17 protein-coding genes are annotated in these 15,142 nt (G+C 62.1%); 9 read left to right on the forward strand and 8 right to left on the reverse strand.

The window, feature by feature from the left end:
* Window positions 1-345: 345 nt before the first annotated feature.
* The 8 genes from HY795_02935 to HY795_02970 form a co-directional block, all read right to left on the reverse strand.
* On the reverse strand, window positions 346-1,005 hold the full coding sequence (locus HY795_02935) for a histidinol phosphate phosphatase domain-containing protein (protein ID MBI4804168.1): 660 nt from the start codon (window positions 1,003-1,005) through the stop codon (window positions 346-348).
* 4 nt (window positions 1,006-1,009) lie between these two features.
* Window positions 1,010-1,492 carry a bifunctional nuclease family protein gene (locus HY795_02940; protein ID MBI4804169.1) on the reverse strand — a complete coding sequence of 161 codons (483 nt, stop codon included), beginning with the start codon at window positions 1,490-1,492 and terminating at the stop codon, window positions 1,010-1,012.
* Window positions 1,489-2,820 carry a tRNA (N6-isopentenyl adenosine(37)-C2)-methylthiotransferase MiaB gene (gene miaB, locus HY795_02945; protein ID MBI4804170.1) on the reverse strand — a complete coding sequence of 444 codons (1,332 nt, stop codon included), beginning with the start codon at window positions 2,818-2,820 and terminating at the stop codon, window positions 1,489-1,491. The genes HY795_02940 and miaB overlap by 4 nt, the downstream gene beginning before the upstream one ends.
* A 105-nt stretch (window positions 2,821-2,925) precedes the next feature.
* Window positions 2,926-3,537, reverse strand: a complete 612-nt coding sequence (locus tag HY795_02950; GenBank protein ID MBI4804171.1) for an adenylyl-sulfate kinase — start codon at window positions 3,535-3,537, stop codon at window positions 2,926-2,928.
* Between the two features lie 150 nt (window positions 3,538-3,687).
* Window positions 3,688-4,815, reverse strand: coding sequence for a phosphotransferase (locus HY795_02955; protein MBI4804172.1), 1,128 nt, complete (start codon window positions 4,813-4,815; stop codon window positions 3,688-3,690).
* Window positions 4,816-4,974: 159 nt separating this feature from the next.
* Window positions 4,975-5,910 carry a carbohydrate kinase family protein gene (locus HY795_02960; protein ID MBI4804173.1) on the reverse strand — a complete coding sequence of 312 codons (936 nt, stop codon included), beginning with the start codon at window positions 5,908-5,910 and terminating at the stop codon, window positions 4,975-4,977.
* A 9-nt stretch (window positions 5,911-5,919) separates the two neighbouring features.
* Window positions 5,920-6,243, reverse strand: a complete 324-nt coding sequence (locus tag HY795_02965) for a divalent-cation tolerance protein CutA (GenBank protein MBI4804174.1) — start codon at window positions 6,241-6,243, stop codon at window positions 5,920-5,922.
* Between the two features lies 1 nt (window position 6,244).
* Window positions 6,245-6,532 (reverse strand): hypothetical protein, encoded by a 288-nt coding sequence (locus tag HY795_02970; GenBank protein ID MBI4804175.1) that lies wholly within the window; start codon window positions 6,530-6,532, stop codon window positions 6,245-6,247.
* A 109-nt stretch (window positions 6,533-6,641) separates the two neighbouring features.
* Between HY795_02970 and HY795_02975 the strand changes: the two genes are divergently transcribed.
* From HY795_02975 to proC, 9 genes are all read left to right on the forward strand, one after another.
* The gene (locus tag HY795_02975; GenBank protein ID MBI4804176.1) at window positions 6,642-7,292 is read left to right on the forward strand and encodes an endonuclease III domain-containing protein; all 651 of its coding nucleotides are present in this window, start codon (window positions 6,642-6,644) and stop codon (window positions 7,290-7,292) included.
* Window positions 7,265-8,305, forward strand: coding sequence for a peptidoglycan DD-metalloendopeptidase family protein (locus tag HY795_02980; protein ID MBI4804177.1), 1,041 nt, complete (start codon window positions 7,265-7,267; stop codon window positions 8,303-8,305). The genes HY795_02975 and HY795_02980 overlap by 28 nt, the downstream gene beginning before the upstream one ends.
* Window positions 8,306-8,376: 71 nt before the next feature.
* The gene (locus tag HY795_02985; GenBank protein ID MBI4804178.1) at window positions 8,377-9,657 is read left to right on the forward strand and encodes a S41 family peptidase; all 1,281 of its coding nucleotides are present in this window, start codon (window positions 8,377-8,379) and stop codon (window positions 9,655-9,657) included.
* Between the two features lies 1 nt (window position 9,658).
* Window positions 9,659-10,633: a divergent polysaccharide deacetylase family protein gene (locus HY795_02990; GenBank protein ID MBI4804179.1), complete on the forward strand. Its 975-nt coding sequence runs from the start codon at window positions 9,659-9,661 to the stop codon at window positions 10,631-10,633.
* A gap of 72 nt (window positions 10,634-10,705) precedes the next feature.
* Complete coding sequence (locus HY795_02995) at window positions 10,706-11,653, forward strand: ABC transporter substrate-binding protein (GenBank protein MBI4804180.1); 948 nt, start codon at window positions 10,706-10,708, stop codon at window positions 11,651-11,653.
* Window positions 11,654-11,928: 275 nt separating this feature from the next.
* Window positions 11,929-12,825: an ABC transporter permease gene (locus HY795_03000; GenBank protein ID MBI4804181.1), complete on the forward strand. Its 897-nt coding sequence runs from the start codon at window positions 11,929-11,931 to the stop codon at window positions 12,823-12,825.
* On the forward strand, window positions 12,825-13,619 hold the full coding sequence (locus tag HY795_03005; protein ID MBI4804182.1) for an ABC transporter ATP-binding protein: 795 nt from the start codon (window positions 12,825-12,827) through the stop codon (window positions 13,617-13,619). Before HY795_03000 ends, HY795_03005 begins: the two co-directional genes overlap by 1 nt.
* A gap of 143 nt (window positions 13,620-13,762) precedes the next feature.
* Entirely contained in the window at window positions 13,763-14,179 is a 417-nt protein-coding gene (gene ndk, locus HY795_03010; GenBank protein MBI4804183.1) for a nucleoside-diphosphate kinase, read from the forward strand.
* A gap of 6 nt (window positions 14,180-14,185) precedes the next feature.
* Window positions 14,186-14,986, forward strand: a complete 801-nt coding sequence (gene proC, locus HY795_03015; GenBank protein MBI4804184.1) for a pyrroline-5-carboxylate reductase — start codon at window positions 14,186-14,188, stop codon at window positions 14,984-14,986.
* Window positions 14,987-15,142: the final 156 nt, after the last annotated feature.

The following is a 15,142-nucleotide window of genomic DNA, read 5'->3' on the forward strand; positions in this document are numbered from 1 at the left end:
AGCATCTTCAAAAATACCTCGATGAATTCTGCTACCGATTCAACCGCCGTTTCTGGCCTGGGCAGGGCTTCGACCGCCTCTTGAGGGCCTGCTCCAGTGCCACCCCTGTCACCTATGCGGAGTTAAGGGGATAGCCACGAATAAAAAAGCAAGAGGTGATCGGAGAGCGATTGGAGTTCATCACACTTCAGCTGTGATCGAAGGGGAAGGGAAGCTAATCCTTGAGCAAAAGGCAGGTGACCAGCAGCAGGACCCCAAGGAAGGAGGAGAAGAGCGTTTTCACGGACACGCTTACATGGGCGGCGTCAAACCGATTCGAGATATGGACCGCCCCTTCGGGTCAGCCTATTTTTTCTTCAAAAAAAACTTCTGGAAAATTTCTTCCGCATTCTTCTCGGCTTTCTGGATCTCTTGGGAAGTGAGGCCGGCTCCCAACGCAGCCATACGCCGCATGTCCTGCGACACCAGGTCGCCAGGCGCATGGGCGTCGTTGTCTATCACCAGCTTGGCCTTGAACTTCCGGGCCAGGGCAGCCACATGCCCGTTGGTCAGGCTGTGGCCCTTGCGGGTGGTTATCTCAAGATGCACACCTTTTTCGGCGGCCAGCTTGACCTCCTCCTCGGTAATCAGCCCCGGGTGGGCCAGCACGTCCGCCCCACCCTCGATGGCCGCCAGGTTGGTGCCCCTGGCCACAGGCTCCACGATGGTCTCCCCGTGCACAACAACCACCATGGCCCCGGACCGGCGAGCCTCCACGATGAGCCCCGGGATGAGCGGCGGCGGGCAGTGGGTCAGCTCCACTCCCACGGCCAAATTGCAGTCCAGGTAGGGGCCGGTCTCGTCCGCGAAGCGGCGGAGGTTCTCGATGATGTGGTACATGTTGGAAGGGTCGGCGTGGTCGGTGATGGCCAGCCCCTTGTACCCGGCAATGGCCGCGCGCCGGACCAATTCCGCGGGAATCAGTTCTCCGTCCGAGAACGTGGTGTGGGTGTGCAGGTCTATCATGGCTCTACATCTTGTATTTGGTGTCTTCGGGGTTGTAGCTCTCCAGAATGTCCGCCCACTTGTCCTCGCCCTCGGCGTTACCGGGCTTGGGCTTAGCTTCGGACAGGGCCTCGATCACCTTGGGATCAACCAATATGGACGCCTTGGCGCGCAGGGCCAAGGCCACCGCGTCCGACGGGCGCGAATCGATCGCCAAGTTTTTCCCAACCCCTTCCACCGCTATCTCAGCGAAGAAGGTTCCGTCGCGCAGCTCCGTGATGGACACGGTGCGCACCTCGCCGCCCATCCGCCGGATGGTGGAGAGGAGCAGGTCGTGGGTCATGGGCCGTGGCAGTTTCACGTCGTTTAAGGTGAGCGATATGGCCATGGCCTCCATGGCCCCGATCCATATGGGCAGGGTGGTCTTGTCCTCAAGGTCCTTGAGGATGAGCACCGGGGCCTGGGTGTCCTCGTCCAGGGCAAGGCCGAACACTTTCATCTCGATCATGGTTGCGCCTCCCCCCACAGTGAGTGCTTCTTGGCCTGAGTGATCAACACGGGAACAATTTTTCCGAAAAGGTCGGGCTCGCGCGGAGCCGAAAAGTTCACTGCCCGCCCGGCCTCGTCGCGGCCACGCCAGGCCGAAATCTCCGAATCACGCTTCTTTCCGGGCCCTTCCACCAACACCATGGCCACGGTCCCGGTCAGGTCATTCAGCATGTCCTGCTGCTGGGCATTTTGCAAGGTCTGAAGCTCTCCCAGCCGCCAGGATTTTATGTCGTCCGGCACCTTGGGTTCCATCTTGACCGAGGCCACGCCTGGGCGGTCGCAATAGATAAACGAGAAGGAACCCTCGAACTTTGCCGCACGGATGAGATCCATGGTGGCCCGGAAGTCCTCTTCCGTCTCACCCGGAAATCCGACGATAAAATCCGTGGAAAGGGAAATATCGGGCCTGGCCCGGCGCAGGGCCTCCACCTTGGCCATGTACTGTGCGCTGGTGTATTTTCTTCCCATGCGATTAAGCACAGCGTCCGAGCCGGACTGCACGGGCAGATGCAGGCTCGGGCACAGGTTGGGGAGCTCGCCGAAGGCGGCGATGACCTCCTCTGCCAGGTCCTTCGGGTGCGAGGTTGTGAAGCGCAGACGCTCCACCCCGGGGATGGACGCCACCTGGCGCAGAAGCTGCGGGAAAGTAACGCCGTCCCCGCCGGAATCCAGACCGTAGCTGTTCACGTTCTGGCCCAAAAGAGTGATGTCCTTGACCCCGGACGCGGCCAGCGACGCGCATTCGTCCAGGACGGCCGAGCTGGCCCGGGACTTCTGCCGGCCCCGCACATAGGGCACGATGCAGTAGGTGCAGAAGTTGTCGCACCCCTGCATGATGTTCACAAAGGCCAGCGGGGAGGACGCGGCTCCAGGGAGAGCCGGGTCGCGCTCCACGTAGTCTTCCGTGAAATCCAACAGCGAGAGCCTGAGTTTGGGATGACCAGCCAGCCTGGCAAGAGCCTGGGGGGCCTGGGATATGCCGTCCGTGCCGAAGACCAGGCGCACGAAGGGGAACCGGTTCCAGAGCTTCGTTCCCATCTGCTGGGCCACGCACCCGCCCACGGCGCAGAACATGTCCGGGTCGCGGTCGAGGTGCGCCGAGAGCCTGCCCAGAAGGCTGTAGACCTTCTGCTCGGGTTTTTCGCGCACGGAGCAGGTGTTGACGATGTAGACCTGGGCCTCGTCTTCGGGAGTTTCCTCCCAGCCCATGCGGGTCAGGCTGCGGCCCAGCCAGCCGGAATCGGCGGCGTTCATCTGGCAGCCGAACGTGAGGACATGAAACTTCATTTTGGCATGATAATGCATGGACGGGGCGCGGTCAAAGGGGGCTCGCTGAAGTACCTTGGGAAGGCGTGGGTGAGGCCGTGGGAAAACGTCCGACCCGTTGTTTCCCTATGCGTTCAGAGACGGACCCAGCCAGACAGCGAACCGTTCCAGAACCTTGTCGCGCATGGCGTCCGTACTCAAGGAGGAGGCGTCGAGCACCAGTTCTGCGCCCGGGTCCTCCTCGAAGGGCACGTCCACACCGATCACTAAGCCCAGTCCCTCGAACTTCTGGCCCGTGGCCTTGCGCTTCATGGCCTTGGCGTACAACCCGGCCATGACCGCACCTTCGGGGCGTGCGGTCTCGCGCTTCATGGCCGTGGCCACAGGGCAGCGCAGGTGAACCTCGGCGAAACGGGGAATCAGCTCCCTGGCCGTGCGGCGCATGGCCACCTCCGGGCCGGAGCCGTCCATGAGCACCACCATGCCCTGCTCGACCAACACGGCCGCCTCTTCGGCGAACAGCCGGTAGGCTTCGGCGCGCTCCCTGGCAGTGTAGAGGGGCCTCGGCGTGTAGTGCTTGCGCCTTGAATCCATTTGCAGGAGCGTCACATCCAGGCCACGCGTCTTCAGTTCCTCAAGCACTGCCCTGGCCAGGGTTGATTTGCCCGAGCCTGGAAGCCCCGTGAACCACAGAGCTGCTCCGAGACGCGCTTCCCGCGGGTCATCCTCCTCGGCCATTGCAGCGTTGCCCATGCCCATCATGCCAGAACCGTCCTAACGCTCATGAGAGCGAAGCCATACAGGATTCCAAAGGAACGACGTTCCTTTGGCGGGTGCAGGGCAGCGTCCTGCCGGGTCCGGGCGGAGCCCGGTTCCTTCACCCACCCTCTACTCCAAATACTTATTAATCCCCCGCCAGTCGAAGCGCTCGTCCTCCAGCACCCTTTCCAGAAAGCGCAAAAGCCCGGCCCGCACCGGCTCGGGGTGGTGCGGGTACCACTGGGGAGAGGCGATCACCAGCCCACGGAACACGTAGAAGGGCGCGATGACCTCTAAAATTTCCTCATCGCCAGTGCGCGAGAGATACTCTTCCCAGAAAGCGATGTAGAGCCTCTCGAAATCTCCTGAAAGCCTTGGCTTGTCCGTCTGGCCGTAGAGCGCGAACAGCACGAAATTGAGGCTCATGGTGGACACGTCGTCCGCCGGTTCGCCGAACTCGCCCCGGCTGCGGTCCAGCACGGAGAAATCCCATTTGCCATCATCATCTTTTCGCACCAGGGTGTTCCATGGGTGGAAGTCGCCATGAACCACGCTCAAGCGGTGCGTGTACTTGCGCAGCTTCCAGCGCCAGTCGACAACGCGCTTTTCCAGAGCCTGAAAGCGCTCCGGCAAAAACTTGTCGTAGGGGTAAGGATAGGCGTCCACCAGGCCGAAGATGCACTCCGAGGCACCTATCAGGTTGCGGATTCTGCGCAGGTACAGGTCCGGGTCGTCGGCCTTCTGCGCGTGGATCTCGGCCAGCCAGCCCGCAAAATCCCGGACCAGGGCGATGTCGTCCTGCGTGGCGCCTTCTTTGCCTATGCGCTCGAGATCCTTGTAGTAGTCGTCCCCGTCCACCAGCTCGTTTAAGATGAAGAACTCCTTGGGCTCCAGAACCCCTGTCATCTTGTCGCGCACGTCGAAATAGCCAAGGCCCATGGGCTTGGCATGTTTGGGCATACGCCCTGCGGTCTCGTGCTGGAACATGAGGATGGCGGCCCGGTCCCAGTAGAACTGGTGGCCGTACTTGTCGCCGCGCATGATGGACAGAACGGCGGACCGCAGGCGCCCGTTCACGGAGAACTCGATGCGCAGCGGCTTGCCGTAGCCGAATTCCTTCATGCCCTGCAGGCCGTTCTGGCCGATTTCGCCAAGCCAGGAGAGCTTTGCCGAATCCCCGAACACCTGGCGCAGGTAGGCCTGGATCTTTTCGGAGCTTACCGAAAGCGGGGTTTTCTCTTCCGTGCCTGTGCGCATGGAGTCCTCCCTGGTGGCTGGGGCGATCTTAATAAGCCTGTCTTAGACCGGTTTCCCGGGGCTGCAACCTCGCAAGAAGGCGGCGCACTTCCCTGCTGCGCCTCCCCGCGTCCTGAAGCAGCGGCAACGCGAGAGGGGGCGCTGCCGCCCCCTGCCCGGCTATGAGAGCGGCCCGAAGTTCTCCTCGTAGCGCGCCCGGAACTCTTTCTCGGTGAAGGTGTGTTCCTGGGTCCCGTGCTGCTCCACGCAATAGGCCGCGGCAACGGCTCCCATCCTGGCGGCCACGGGCAGCGGTTTGCCCAGGGCCAGCCCCCGCAACAGACCCGCCCGGAATGAGTCACCCGCGCCGGTGGGGTCTTTCACGCCTGTAATCCTGGCCGCCGGGACAGCGGTCTCGGCGCCCTTCTCATTGATCACGCAGCCTTCCTCGCCCAGGGTGGTGATGAGCGTGCCCACCCGGTGCAGTATGGCCTCTTTGGAGAGCCCGGTGGCATTCATGATCAGCTGGAGCTCGTAGTCGTTGGTGATCAGATAGCTGGCCCCGGTGAGCATCTCGGCCAGTTCCTCGCCGGAAAACGCGGTGATGTTCTGGCCGGGGTCGAAGAAAAAGGGGATGCCCAGCTCCTTGAACTTGGCGCTGTAGTGCTTCATGTCCGCCAGGCAGCCGGGGGCGACGATGCCTAACGTGGTCGCGGGATCGAAGCCATCAACCGGGAACCCGGCCTGGACCTTCATGGCTCCGGGGTTGAAGGCGGTTATCTGATTGTCGGTCTGGTCCGTGGTGATGTAGGCCCCGGCGGTCAATTCCTCGGGAACGTTCCTAATGCCCTGCAGGGTGAGCCCGTGCTTGGTAAGCCAGGCGGCGTAGGGCTCAAAATCCTTGCCCACAGAGGCAACGATGGTGGGGCTGTCGCCTAAAAGGCTCAGGGAATAGGCGATGTTACCGGCAGTGCCGCCGAACTTTTCGGTCAAACCTTCCAGCACGAAGCACACCGAGAGGATGTGCAGTTTGTCGGGCAGGATGTGGTCGGCGAACTTGCCGGGAAAGGTCATGATCCTATCGTAGGCCATGGACCCGAAGACGAGGATGCGCATCGAGGCTCCTTACGCTTGCGGACCGGTCTCGGCGGTTATCCAGTCCAGAAAATCCGGGTTGCCGGCCGCCACCGGCAAGGCCACGACACAGGGCACCTGATAGGAGTGCAACTCCTTCACCCGCGCCACGACCTTCTCCATCAGCTCGGAACGGGTCTTGGCCACGAACAGGGCCTCGTCCTCCTCCTGAACCTTGCCCTCCCACCAGTAGAGGGAACGCACGTTGTCCAGGACGTTCACGCAGGCCACCAGCCTCTCTTCCACCAGGGTCCGGCCGATTGCCAGAGCCTCGGTCCGGTCCTTGGCGGTGACGTAGACGAAAACAGCGGCCATTCTACTCGCACACCGGCTTTGCCCCGGCCTTCTGGGCGGCGAGCCACTCCACAACGGCTGGTTTGTCCTTTTCAGGCAGTTGGGCGCCGTTCTTTATCATCCTGGTCACGGAGACATCCCAGGCGGCCTTGTCCTTCACTCCAAGAGTGGAACAGATGCGCTTGGCGTTGTGGCATTTGGTGCATGTGGACATCACTGTCTGCGAGGCGTCCTGGGCCAGGGCCAGGCCGGCAAGGGAGACAGTAAAGACCAGGGCCAGGGCTGTAACGGCCAGACGGGTACGTGTCATAGGATCGTCTCCTTGAAAAGTGATTTGCTGACTCGTAGATACACGAGGCCCGTTATTTTGCAACGCGCCAAGGCTTGCCCCGGCCAGCGCGCCCGGCTAGTGTGGGCGCATGCGCCGGCGTGAACAGCTCTTGGAGTATTACCAGGCCATGCTCGGGGCCCTGGGTCACAGGCACTGGTGGCCAGCGCGCACGCCCTTCGAGGTGTGTGTGGGCGCGGTTCTTACCCAGAACACCGCCTGGACGGGCGTGGGAAAGGCCATCGCCAACCTGGACGCGGCCGGAGGCCTGGACCCGCAGACGCTCTTCGCCCTGCCCCAGGAGAAAATCGAGGAGCTGATACGCCCGGCCGGGTATTTCAGGCTCAAGGCCAAACGGCTGCGCAGCCTCCTTGAATATCTGCGCGAGAGCTGCGGCTTCGATCTGGGCCTCTTGTCCAAGCGCGACATGGGCGCCGTGCGCGAGGAACTCCTGGGCGTTTCCGGGGTGGGGCCTGAAACGGCGGATTCCATTTTGTGCTACGCCCTTGGCATGCCAAGCTTCGTGGTGGACGCATACACCAGGCGCATCCTCTCCCGGCACGGTCTGGTTCCCGAGGACGCCCATTACGACGAACTGCGAGAGTTTTTCATGGACGTGCTGGACCCCGATCCAGCCCTGTACAACGACTTCCACGCCCAGTTGGTGCGCGTGGGCAACCGCTTCTGCAAAACCCGGAAACCGCTGTGCGAAGAATGCCCTTTGGGACCGTTTCTTTCCTGATTCTTCTCTTCCTGGCTGGTGCGGCCCGGGCCGGAGCGCCCTATGCCCTGGACCCCACGGCTACGGAAATGGCCGCGCGGCCCGAGCTTGGAAGGATTCTGGCCAACATCCGCTTCCTGGAGGTCAAGTTGCGGCCCCAGACCACCCGCCTGGCCGTTCTGACCGGGGAGCGGGGCCGGCTCGTGCGGGAGCGCCAGGGAATCGAGGACGAGCTCTCGGTGCTGACCGGGAGGCTCAAGGCCATGCTCCCAAAGCTCTGGGAGATGGAGGTCCGGCTCTCGGGCGTGCTGGAAGCTTCCGACGTGGCCTGGGACGAATCGGACCGCAACCTCAACTGGCTCGGGGCCGTATACGGCCTGGCCCGCGAGGAAGCCGGCCGCGTGGGGACTAAAAACAGCGCCCTGGCCGCCAACCTGGCCAAAGAGGCCAGGCTAAGGCCTGAGATTGATACCCAGGCCGCGCAGACCGAGGCCATCAAAGACGCCCTGCTGGCTGAGCGTCTGAAACTCCTGCGTGAGTTGACGGCGCTTCGGCGCGAGAAGCCCGCGCCAGCACAGCGACTTGAACATATCCTCGAACAGGCGTCCCTGGCGGACATCTCCCCGGTCTCCACGCTGGACAAGCCTCTGGAAACAGCTCGAGGCGCCCTGCCCTGGCCAGCCACCGGCACCATATCCGCGGTGTTTGCCCCGGACGGTCTACCGCCGGTGAACGGCATCGGGATAACAACGGCCGCCGGTGCCAAGGTGTCGGCCGTGCATTGGGGCCGCGTGGCCTATGCCGGAGAATTGAAAGGGCTTGGCACGGTGGTGGTCTTGTCCCACGGCGGTGGAGCCCTCACCGTGTATTCACACCTCTCGTCCTCGTCGGTGAAGGCCGGGCAGGAACTGGCCCGGGGCGAGATGCTCGGAACCGTTGGAAAACTCCAGCCAGGGACGGTTTCCGGCATGTATTTTGAATTGCGTTTTGGCCTAAAACCAATTAACCCCAGCCGATGGTTCCCGGCCGGTTGAGAAACCGCCTGGGCAAAAGGTTTTCTGACGCATCCGGCCCATGCGGCCGGCTTTTCGCTGGAGGCGAATATATGTCCCGCAAAGTAAAGACCGGGCTGGCTGTGCTCCTGGTCATCCTGCTCCTCACAGCCGGATTGGCCATTGCCCAGGAGGACCGTTTCGGCCCCCTGAAACGTTTCAGCCAGGTGCTCGAACTGGTGGAAACCAACTACGTCAAGAACGTGACCCGCCAAGAGCTCATCGACGGAGCCATCGTGGGCATGCTCCAGCAGCTCGACGCCCACTCCAGCTTCCTCAGCAAAGAAGACTTCAAGGAGATGCAGGTGAGCACCTCCGGCGAATTCTCGGGCATCGGCATCGAGATTTCCGTTGAGGGAGGCCGCATCACAGTTATCTCCCCCATTGACGACACCCCGGCCGACAAGGCCGGACTCAAAGCCGGAGACGCGATCCTGGAAATCGAAGGCCAGTCCACCCAGGACATGTCGCTCATGGACGCGGTGCAGCGCATCCGGGGGCCCAAGGGCAAGCCCGTCAACCTGACCATCGTGCACAAGGGCAGCAACAAGCCCGAGAAGCTGCGCATCGTACGCGACGCCATACCCATCATCTCGGTCAAGAGCTCCGAGGTTGAGCCCGGCTACCTGCTGGTGCGCATCACCCGCTTCAACGAGAACACCACCAACGAATTAAAAGACGCGGTGAACTCCTACACCAAGTCCAGCGCGCTCAAGGGGATAATCCTAGACCTTCGCAACAACCCCGGCGGACTGCTCGACCAGGCCGTGAGCGTCTCCGACTACTTCCTCGCCAAGGGCCGCATCGTCACCATCAAGGGCAAGAAAGACGAGCAGCGCAAGGACTTCGACTCCAAGAAGGACGGCTCCGAGCCCTCGGTACCGGTCACCGTGGTTATAAACGCGGGTTCCGCCTCCGCGTCCGAGATCGTTGCCGGCGCGCTCCAGGACAACAAGCGCGCCCTGCTGGTGGGCGACAAGACCTTCGGCAAGGGTTCCGTGCAGACCGTCATTCCTCTAAACGACGGCTCGGGCATCAAGCTCACCACGGCCCTCTACTACACCCCCAGTGGCCGCTCCATCCAGGCCGAAGGCGTGGAGCCCGACTTCAAGGTGCCCCTGCAGGACACCGACAAGGAAAAGGACCTCTTCGCCCAGGGTCACCAGGTGCGCGAGCGGGATCTGACCCGTCACCTGGACAACGTCAGCCGCAAGAAGAAGCCTGACGGAACCGACCCCAAACAGAAGATCAAGGATCTCATGGAGCGCGACAACCAGCTGAAGCTGGCCCTGGAGTTGCTCAAGTACGCACCTGTGAGCTCCGCAGCGAACTAGCATGGCACAAAAACGCCCCGGCAAACCCCGGCGGCGTCCCGCGAGTAAAAAGCGCGGCCGGACGCCAACCCCGGCCGCGCTCGTTTTCTTCGCGGGCGTGGCCCTTGCCGCCATAATCCTGTTTTTCGGCTACGCCTTCTTCTACCTGCCCCAGAAGCAGGCGGAAAAAGCCCAGCCCCAGACGCAAACCCAAGGCAAGGCGCAAGCCCCAGCCCAGGCTCCTGCCGCTCCCCCTGTTTCGGACCAGGCTCAGGCCCCGGCCCAGACACCAGTGGTCCCTCCCGTTTCGCCGCAAATCTCCGAAGCCAAGCCGGGTGGTCCGCGCCTGACCATCGTCATCGACGACCTGGGCGGCTCCCCGGACCAGGCCAAGGAACTTCTGGACCTGGGCCTCCCCGTAACCTTCTCCATCCTTCCTAATTTGACTTACACAAAAGAGGTGGACGCCATGGCAGCCAAGGCGGGGATGGAGGTTATCCTCCACCAGCCCATGGGTGCTTACGGCAATTCCCCCGAATCCCCAGGCACATTGAAGTCCGGCATGACAGTGCCCGAGGTGGCCCGGATTCTCACCGCGCACCTGGCCCAGCTGCCGCACGCAACCGGAGTGAGCAACCATACCGGGTCCAAGGCCACCGAGGATCCCGTGCTCATGGCCGCTGTCATGGTCGAGCTCAAATCCAGGAACCTCTTGTTTTTGGATTCGCTCACCTCTGCCAAGAGCGTGGGCCTGAAGGAAGCCGCCAAGGCAGGAGTTCCGGCCATTCCCAGGACCGTGTTTTTAGACAACGAGCGAGGCCAGCAGGCGGCGCTTCTCATGCTGGCCCAGGCCGAGAAGGAAGCCAGAACCAAGGGCAAGGCCGTGGCAATCGGCCACCCCTATCCCGAGACCATCGGAGCCTTGGCCGTCTGGAGCATCCGCCGGGACAAGGCCGTCCGGCTGGTTCCCCTCTCCGCACTGTTAAAGACCGATTGATCATCGCTTCCGGGCGTGCTAGGAACGCCTCGTTTTTGACTCTCCGCCGCAACAACCCCATAAGGACTTGATATGAAACGACTTACTGCTCTATTCGCTGTAGTGGCGCTTGCTCTGGCCGCCACATCCGCTCTGGCCCAACAGAAGGTGGTCTCCATCACCCAGATCGTCGAGCACCCGGCCCTAGACAACACCCGCAAGGGCTTCATGGACGGCCTCAAGGAGCTGGGCGTGGACGCCAAGTTCAACGTGCACATCGCCCAGGGCAACGCCGCCACCAACGTTCAGATCGCAGGCCAGATGCTGGACGAAAAGCCCCATCTGGTTCTGGCCATCGCCACTCCGGGCGCACAGGTAAGCGCCCAGAAGATCAAGGACATCCCCGTGCTGTTCACCGCCGTGTCCGACCCTGTGGGCGCCGGCCTGGTCAAGAGCATGGACGCTCCGGGCGGCAACTTGACCGGCATGACCGACATGCCCCCCGTGGCCAAGCAGCTCGAACTGATTAAAACGATCCTGCCCAAGGCTGCCAAGATCGGCATCGTCTACAACGCCGGCGAAGCCAACTCCGTGAGCCAGGTCAATGCCGTGAAAGCCGCGGGGGCCAAGCTCGGCATGAGCGTGGTGGAAGCCACCGTTTCCAACTCCGGAGGCGTGTTCCAGGCAGCCAAGAGCTTGGTGGGGGCCTGTGATGCGGTGTACATCCCCCTGGACAACACCGTGGTTTCGGCCTTCGAATCCCTGGTGAAGATCTGCGAGGAGAACAAGCTGCCCCTGTTCTCCTCGGACAACGAATCCGTGGCCAAGGGCTCCATCGCCGCCTTGGCCCTGGACTACTACGCCATGGGCAAGCAGACCGCGGCCATGGCCAAGAAAATCCTGGACGGGACCAAACCCGGTGCCATGCCCGTCGAGTCCCTCACCAACCTGGACGTGCACTTGAACCTGAAGGCCGCCAAGGCCCAGGGCGTTACCGTGCCTGAGGACGTGGTCAAGAAGGCCGTAAAAAAATTCGAGTAGCATCCTTGACCGCAGTATATCTCGGGGGGTGGGGCGTACGTCTCATCCCCTTTTTTTTCACGGATGGGTTCCAGTGTGCGCAGATCGCTGATGGCAGCGATCAATTCATTTTGCTTTGCGAAATTTCATAAATCCAAGTCGTTTCCGGACTTGGGAATTCTGTTTGCCGTCCTAGCTTCGCCCTCAGGGCCTGAACGCCTTTACAAACCACTCTTTTCGGGGCAAACGTCCGGGGTTTCGCGGCCACTTGGCCAATATCCGGAGCCATCACCAATATGTCCTTTTACGCCTTCATCGGAGCGCTCGAACAGGGCTTCGTCTTCGGTCTCATGGTGCTGGGGGTGTACCTCACCTTCCGCATCCTGGACTTCCCCGATCTCACCGTGGACGGGTCCCTGCCTTTGGGAGCTGCCGTCTCCTCGGTGTGCATTGGCGCGGGGCTGAACCCCTACCTGTCGCTCATACCCGCCACACTGGCCGGATTCCTGGCAGGGGCGGTCACAGGGATTCTGAACACCCGGCTCAAGATCCTTCATCTGCTCTCCTCAATTCTTACCATGATCGCGCTCTACTCCATCAACATCCGCATCATGGGCAAACCCAACTTCACGCTCCTGGGCAAAACCACAGTGCTGGACTCCCTGGCCACGCTCGGCCTACCTTCCTGGATGGCCGCCCCCGCCCTGTTCGCCCTCATCACCATTCTTGCCGCCGCCACCCTCATCTGGTTCACCCGCACCCAGCTTGGCCAGGCCATGCTGGCCACCGGCGACAACCCGCGCATGATCACCGCCCTTGGCGTTAACACCGGAAGCATGATTGTTCTGGGCGTGGGGCTTTCCAACGCCCTGGTGGCCCTGTGCGGCGCCCTGGTGGCCCAGAACCAGGGATCGGCCGATGTGAACATGGGCGTCGGCACCATAGTGGCCGGGCTGGCCTCGGTGATCATCGGCGAGACCCTGCTCGGCAAGGGCAGCATCACCAAGATGATCCTGGCCGCGGTCACCGGTTCCGTGGTCTACCGACTGGCCATCGCCCTGGCCCTGTCGTTCAAGATGGGGAGTTTCTCTTTCGCGCCAAGCGACTTGAACCTCATCACGGCCTTGATCGTCGTGGCCGCCCTTACCGCGCCCAAGCTCAAGGGTTCACGGTTCTGGAAGGCGGCCGCCTGATGCTTACGCTCTCCGGAATCACCAAATGCTTCCATAGAGGCAGCGTCAACGAGGTCATGGCCTTAAACGGCATCGACCTTGACATCCGCCAGGGGGACTTCATAACCGTCATTGGGTCCAACGGCGCGGGCAAGTCCACAACGCTCAACTGCATTGCGGGCTCCTTCCTGCCGGACACGGGGCGCATCACCCTTGGAAGCCAGGACATCACCTCCTGGCCCGAATACAAGCGGGCCAGGTTCATTGGCCGGGTGTTCCAGGACCCGCTCATGGGCTCGGCGGCGTCGCTTTCCATCGAGGAGAACATGGCCCTGGCCGACCGGCGCGGCAAGCGGCGGGGCTTGTCGCCAGGGGTGAGAGCCCGCGACCGGGAACGTTTCCGCGAACTTCTCTCGCATATCGGGCTTGGCCTGGAGGACCGCCTCAAGGATAAAGCCGGGCTTCTCTCCGGCGGACAGCGCCAGTCCATGACCATGGTCATGGCCACCATGGTCCGCCCTGAAATCCTGTTGCTTGACGAGCACACGGCCGCCCTGGACCCGAAGACGGCCGGGCACGTGCTGGAACTGACCACCAGCATGGTGGAGACGCAAAAACTCACCACCCTGATGGTGACCCACAACATGAACCACGCCCTCAAGCTGGGCAACCGCCTGGTCATGATGCACCAGGGACAGGTGATATTGGATATCGAGGGCGAAGAGAAAAGCCGTTTCAGCGTTGAGGATCTGTTAGAGCGCTTCTTCAGTCTTCAGGGGGAAGCGTTTTCCTCGGATAAAATGCTTCTGGCGTAATCCGTGGCTGTTTCGGGACTGGCATTCCCCGAGACGGTACTCCGGATCCGGCGGGGCGCCGGATGAGCAGACCGCGGTGGGCGCGGGACGCTTTTCATTCAGAAGCGATTGGATTACCAACCAGCAACCAAGGAAGGTCTCCGATGGAACTCACTCTCTGCCTCATCAAGCCTGATGCCGTGAAACGCAACCTCGTGGGCGGCGTGCTCTACATGATCGAGAAGGCCGGGCTCAAGGTCGTGGCCATGAAGATGATCAAGCTCGACAAGCGCCTGGCCGAAGGCTTCTACCATGTGCACCAGGAGCGCCCCTTCTTCGGCGAGCTGACCGAGTACATGGCCTCCGGACCCATCGTGGCCGTGGTTCTGGCCGGCGACGACGCCATCAAGCGCTACCGCGACCTCATGGGCGCAACCGACCCCTCCCAGGCCGCCGACGGCACCATCCGCAAGGTGTACGCGGTATCCAAGCAGGAGAATTCCGTGCACGGCTCCGATGCCCCCGAAACCGCGGCCTTCGAGATTTCATACTTCTTCAACGCCATGGAACTTGTGGGATAACAACCAATGACAGCCACCGTCTCTTTCATCGGCACGGGCAACATGGGTGCGGCCCTCATAAAGGGCCTTGCGGGCGAGGGTTCCATTCGTCTGGTGGGCTTCGACCTGGACAGGGAGAAGCTGAACGTCCTGTGCGCACAGTGCTCGCTTTCAGCGGTGTCCACCATCAAGGAAGCCGTTTCCCAGGCCGACTATGTGGTCATGTGCGTGAAGCCCCAGCAGATGAAGACGGTGCTGGCCGAGGTTCAAGCCGCGCTTGATCCAAACAAGTGCATCATCTCCATCGCGGCCGGAGTCACACAGGCCCAGCTTGCCCAGTGGAGCGGCGGCGTATGCCCGGTAGTGCGGGTCATGCCCAACACCCCGGCCCTGGTTGGCAGCGGCGTCTCGGCCGTGTGTCTGGACGACCCCCAGTTGAACCAGGGACAGAAGGACATGATCCCCAGGATTCTCTCCTCGGTGGGGAGCGTGCATGTTCTTGAGGAAAAAGCCTTCGACGCCTTCACGGCCGTGGCCGGCAGCGGCCCGGCTTATGTCTTCTACTTCATGGAAGCTGTGATCGAGGCGGCTGTCCACGCCGGACTTGCCCGGCCTCAGGCCACGGACATCGTGGCCGAGCTGTTTCAGGGGTCGGTCAAGCTGGCCAAGGAGAGCCTGACCCATGTGAGCCTCTTGCGGGAGATGGTCACCTCGCCGGCCGGAACCACCATCGCGGCGCTCACGCATATGGACCGCCAGGCAGTGCGCGCGGCCATCGTGGATGCTGTGTTGGCCGCCAAGAAGCGCAGCGAGGAGCTGGCCGGCTAAACCCCATAGCACATCCGCCCTTCCCGGGGCCGGTCCTCTCGGATCGGCCCCTTTTTCGTATCCGGAGATTTATATGTTGAAGACACAATAGAAATCGCATTCCCACCCTCTCGGAGCCGAAACAAAAAAAAGAACCCCGCCGGACCTGATCCGGCG

Origin of the sequence: Desulfovibrio sp., from assembly GCA_016208105.1 — a bacterium.
Taxonomy (GTDB): Bacteria; Desulfobacterota; Desulfovibrionia; order Desulfovibrionales; family Desulfovibrionaceae; genus Fundidesulfovibrio.

What these genes read in the sequence shown, in the direction of transcription:
- HY795_02960 (MBI4804173.1), bottom strand. Translation starts at nt 5,910, where the DNA reads ATGCGCATCCTCGTCTTCGGGTCCATGGCCTACGATAGGATCATGACC.
- HY795_02965 (MBI4804174.1), bottom strand. Translation starts at nt 6,243, where the DNA reads ATGGCCGCTGTTTTCGTCTACGTCACCGCCAAGGACCGGACCGAGGCT.
- HY795_02970 (MBI4804175.1), bottom strand. Translation starts at nt 6,532, where the DNA reads ATGACACGTACCCGTCTGGCCGTTACAGCCCTGGCCCTGGTCTTTACT.
- HY795_02940 (MBI4804169.1), bottom strand. Translation starts at nt 1,492, where the DNA reads ATGATCGAGATGAAAGTGTTCGGCCTTGCCCTGGACGAGGACACCCAG.
- ndk (MBI4804183.1), top strand. Translation starts at nt 13,763, where the DNA reads ATGGAACTCACTCTCTGCCTCATCAAGCCTGATGCCGTGAAACGCAAC.
- HY795_02955 (MBI4804172.1), bottom strand. Translation starts at nt 4,815, where the DNA reads ATGCGCACAGGCACGGAAGAGAAAACCCCGCTTTCGGTAAGCTCCGAA.
- HY795_02990 (MBI4804179.1), top strand. Translation starts at nt 9,659, where the DNA reads ATGGCACAAAAACGCCCCGGCAAACCCCGGCGGCGTCCCGCGAGTAAA.
- HY795_03000 (MBI4804181.1), top strand. Translation starts at nt 11,929, where the DNA reads ATGTCCTTTTACGCCTTCATCGGAGCGCTCGAACAGGGCTTCGTCTTC.
- HY795_02980 (MBI4804177.1), top strand. Translation starts at nt 7,265, where the DNA reads ATGCCCTTTGGGACCGTTTCTTTCCTGATTCTTCTCTTCCTGGCTGGT.
- HY795_02975 (MBI4804176.1), top strand. Translation starts at nt 6,642, where the DNA reads ATGCGCCGGCGTGAACAGCTCTTGGAGTATTACCAGGCCATGCTCGGG.
- HY795_03005 (MBI4804182.1), top strand. Translation starts at nt 12,825, where the DNA reads ATGCTTACGCTCTCCGGAATCACCAAATGCTTCCATAGAGGCAGCGTC.
- HY795_02995 (MBI4804180.1), top strand. Translation starts at nt 10,706, where the DNA reads ATGAAACGACTTACTGCTCTATTCGCTGTAGTGGCGCTTGCTCTGGCC.
- miaB (MBI4804170.1), bottom strand. Translation starts at nt 2,820, where the DNA reads ATGAAGTTTCATGTCCTCACGTTCGGCTGCCAGATGAACGCCGCCGAT.
- HY795_02935 (MBI4804168.1), bottom strand. Translation starts at nt 1,005, where the DNA reads ATGATAGACCTGCACACCCACACCACGTTCTCGGACGGAGAACTGATT.
- HY795_02950 (MBI4804171.1), bottom strand. Translation starts at nt 3,537, where the DNA reads ATGGCCGAGGAGGATGACCCGCGGGAAGCGCGTCTCGGAGCAGCTCTG.
- HY795_02985 (MBI4804178.1), top strand. Translation starts at nt 8,377, where the DNA reads ATGTCCCGCAAAGTAAAGACCGGGCTGGCTGTGCTCCTGGTCATCCTG.
- proC (MBI4804184.1), top strand. Translation starts at nt 14,186, where the DNA reads ATGACAGCCACCGTCTCTTTCATCGGCACGGGCAACATGGGTGCGGCC.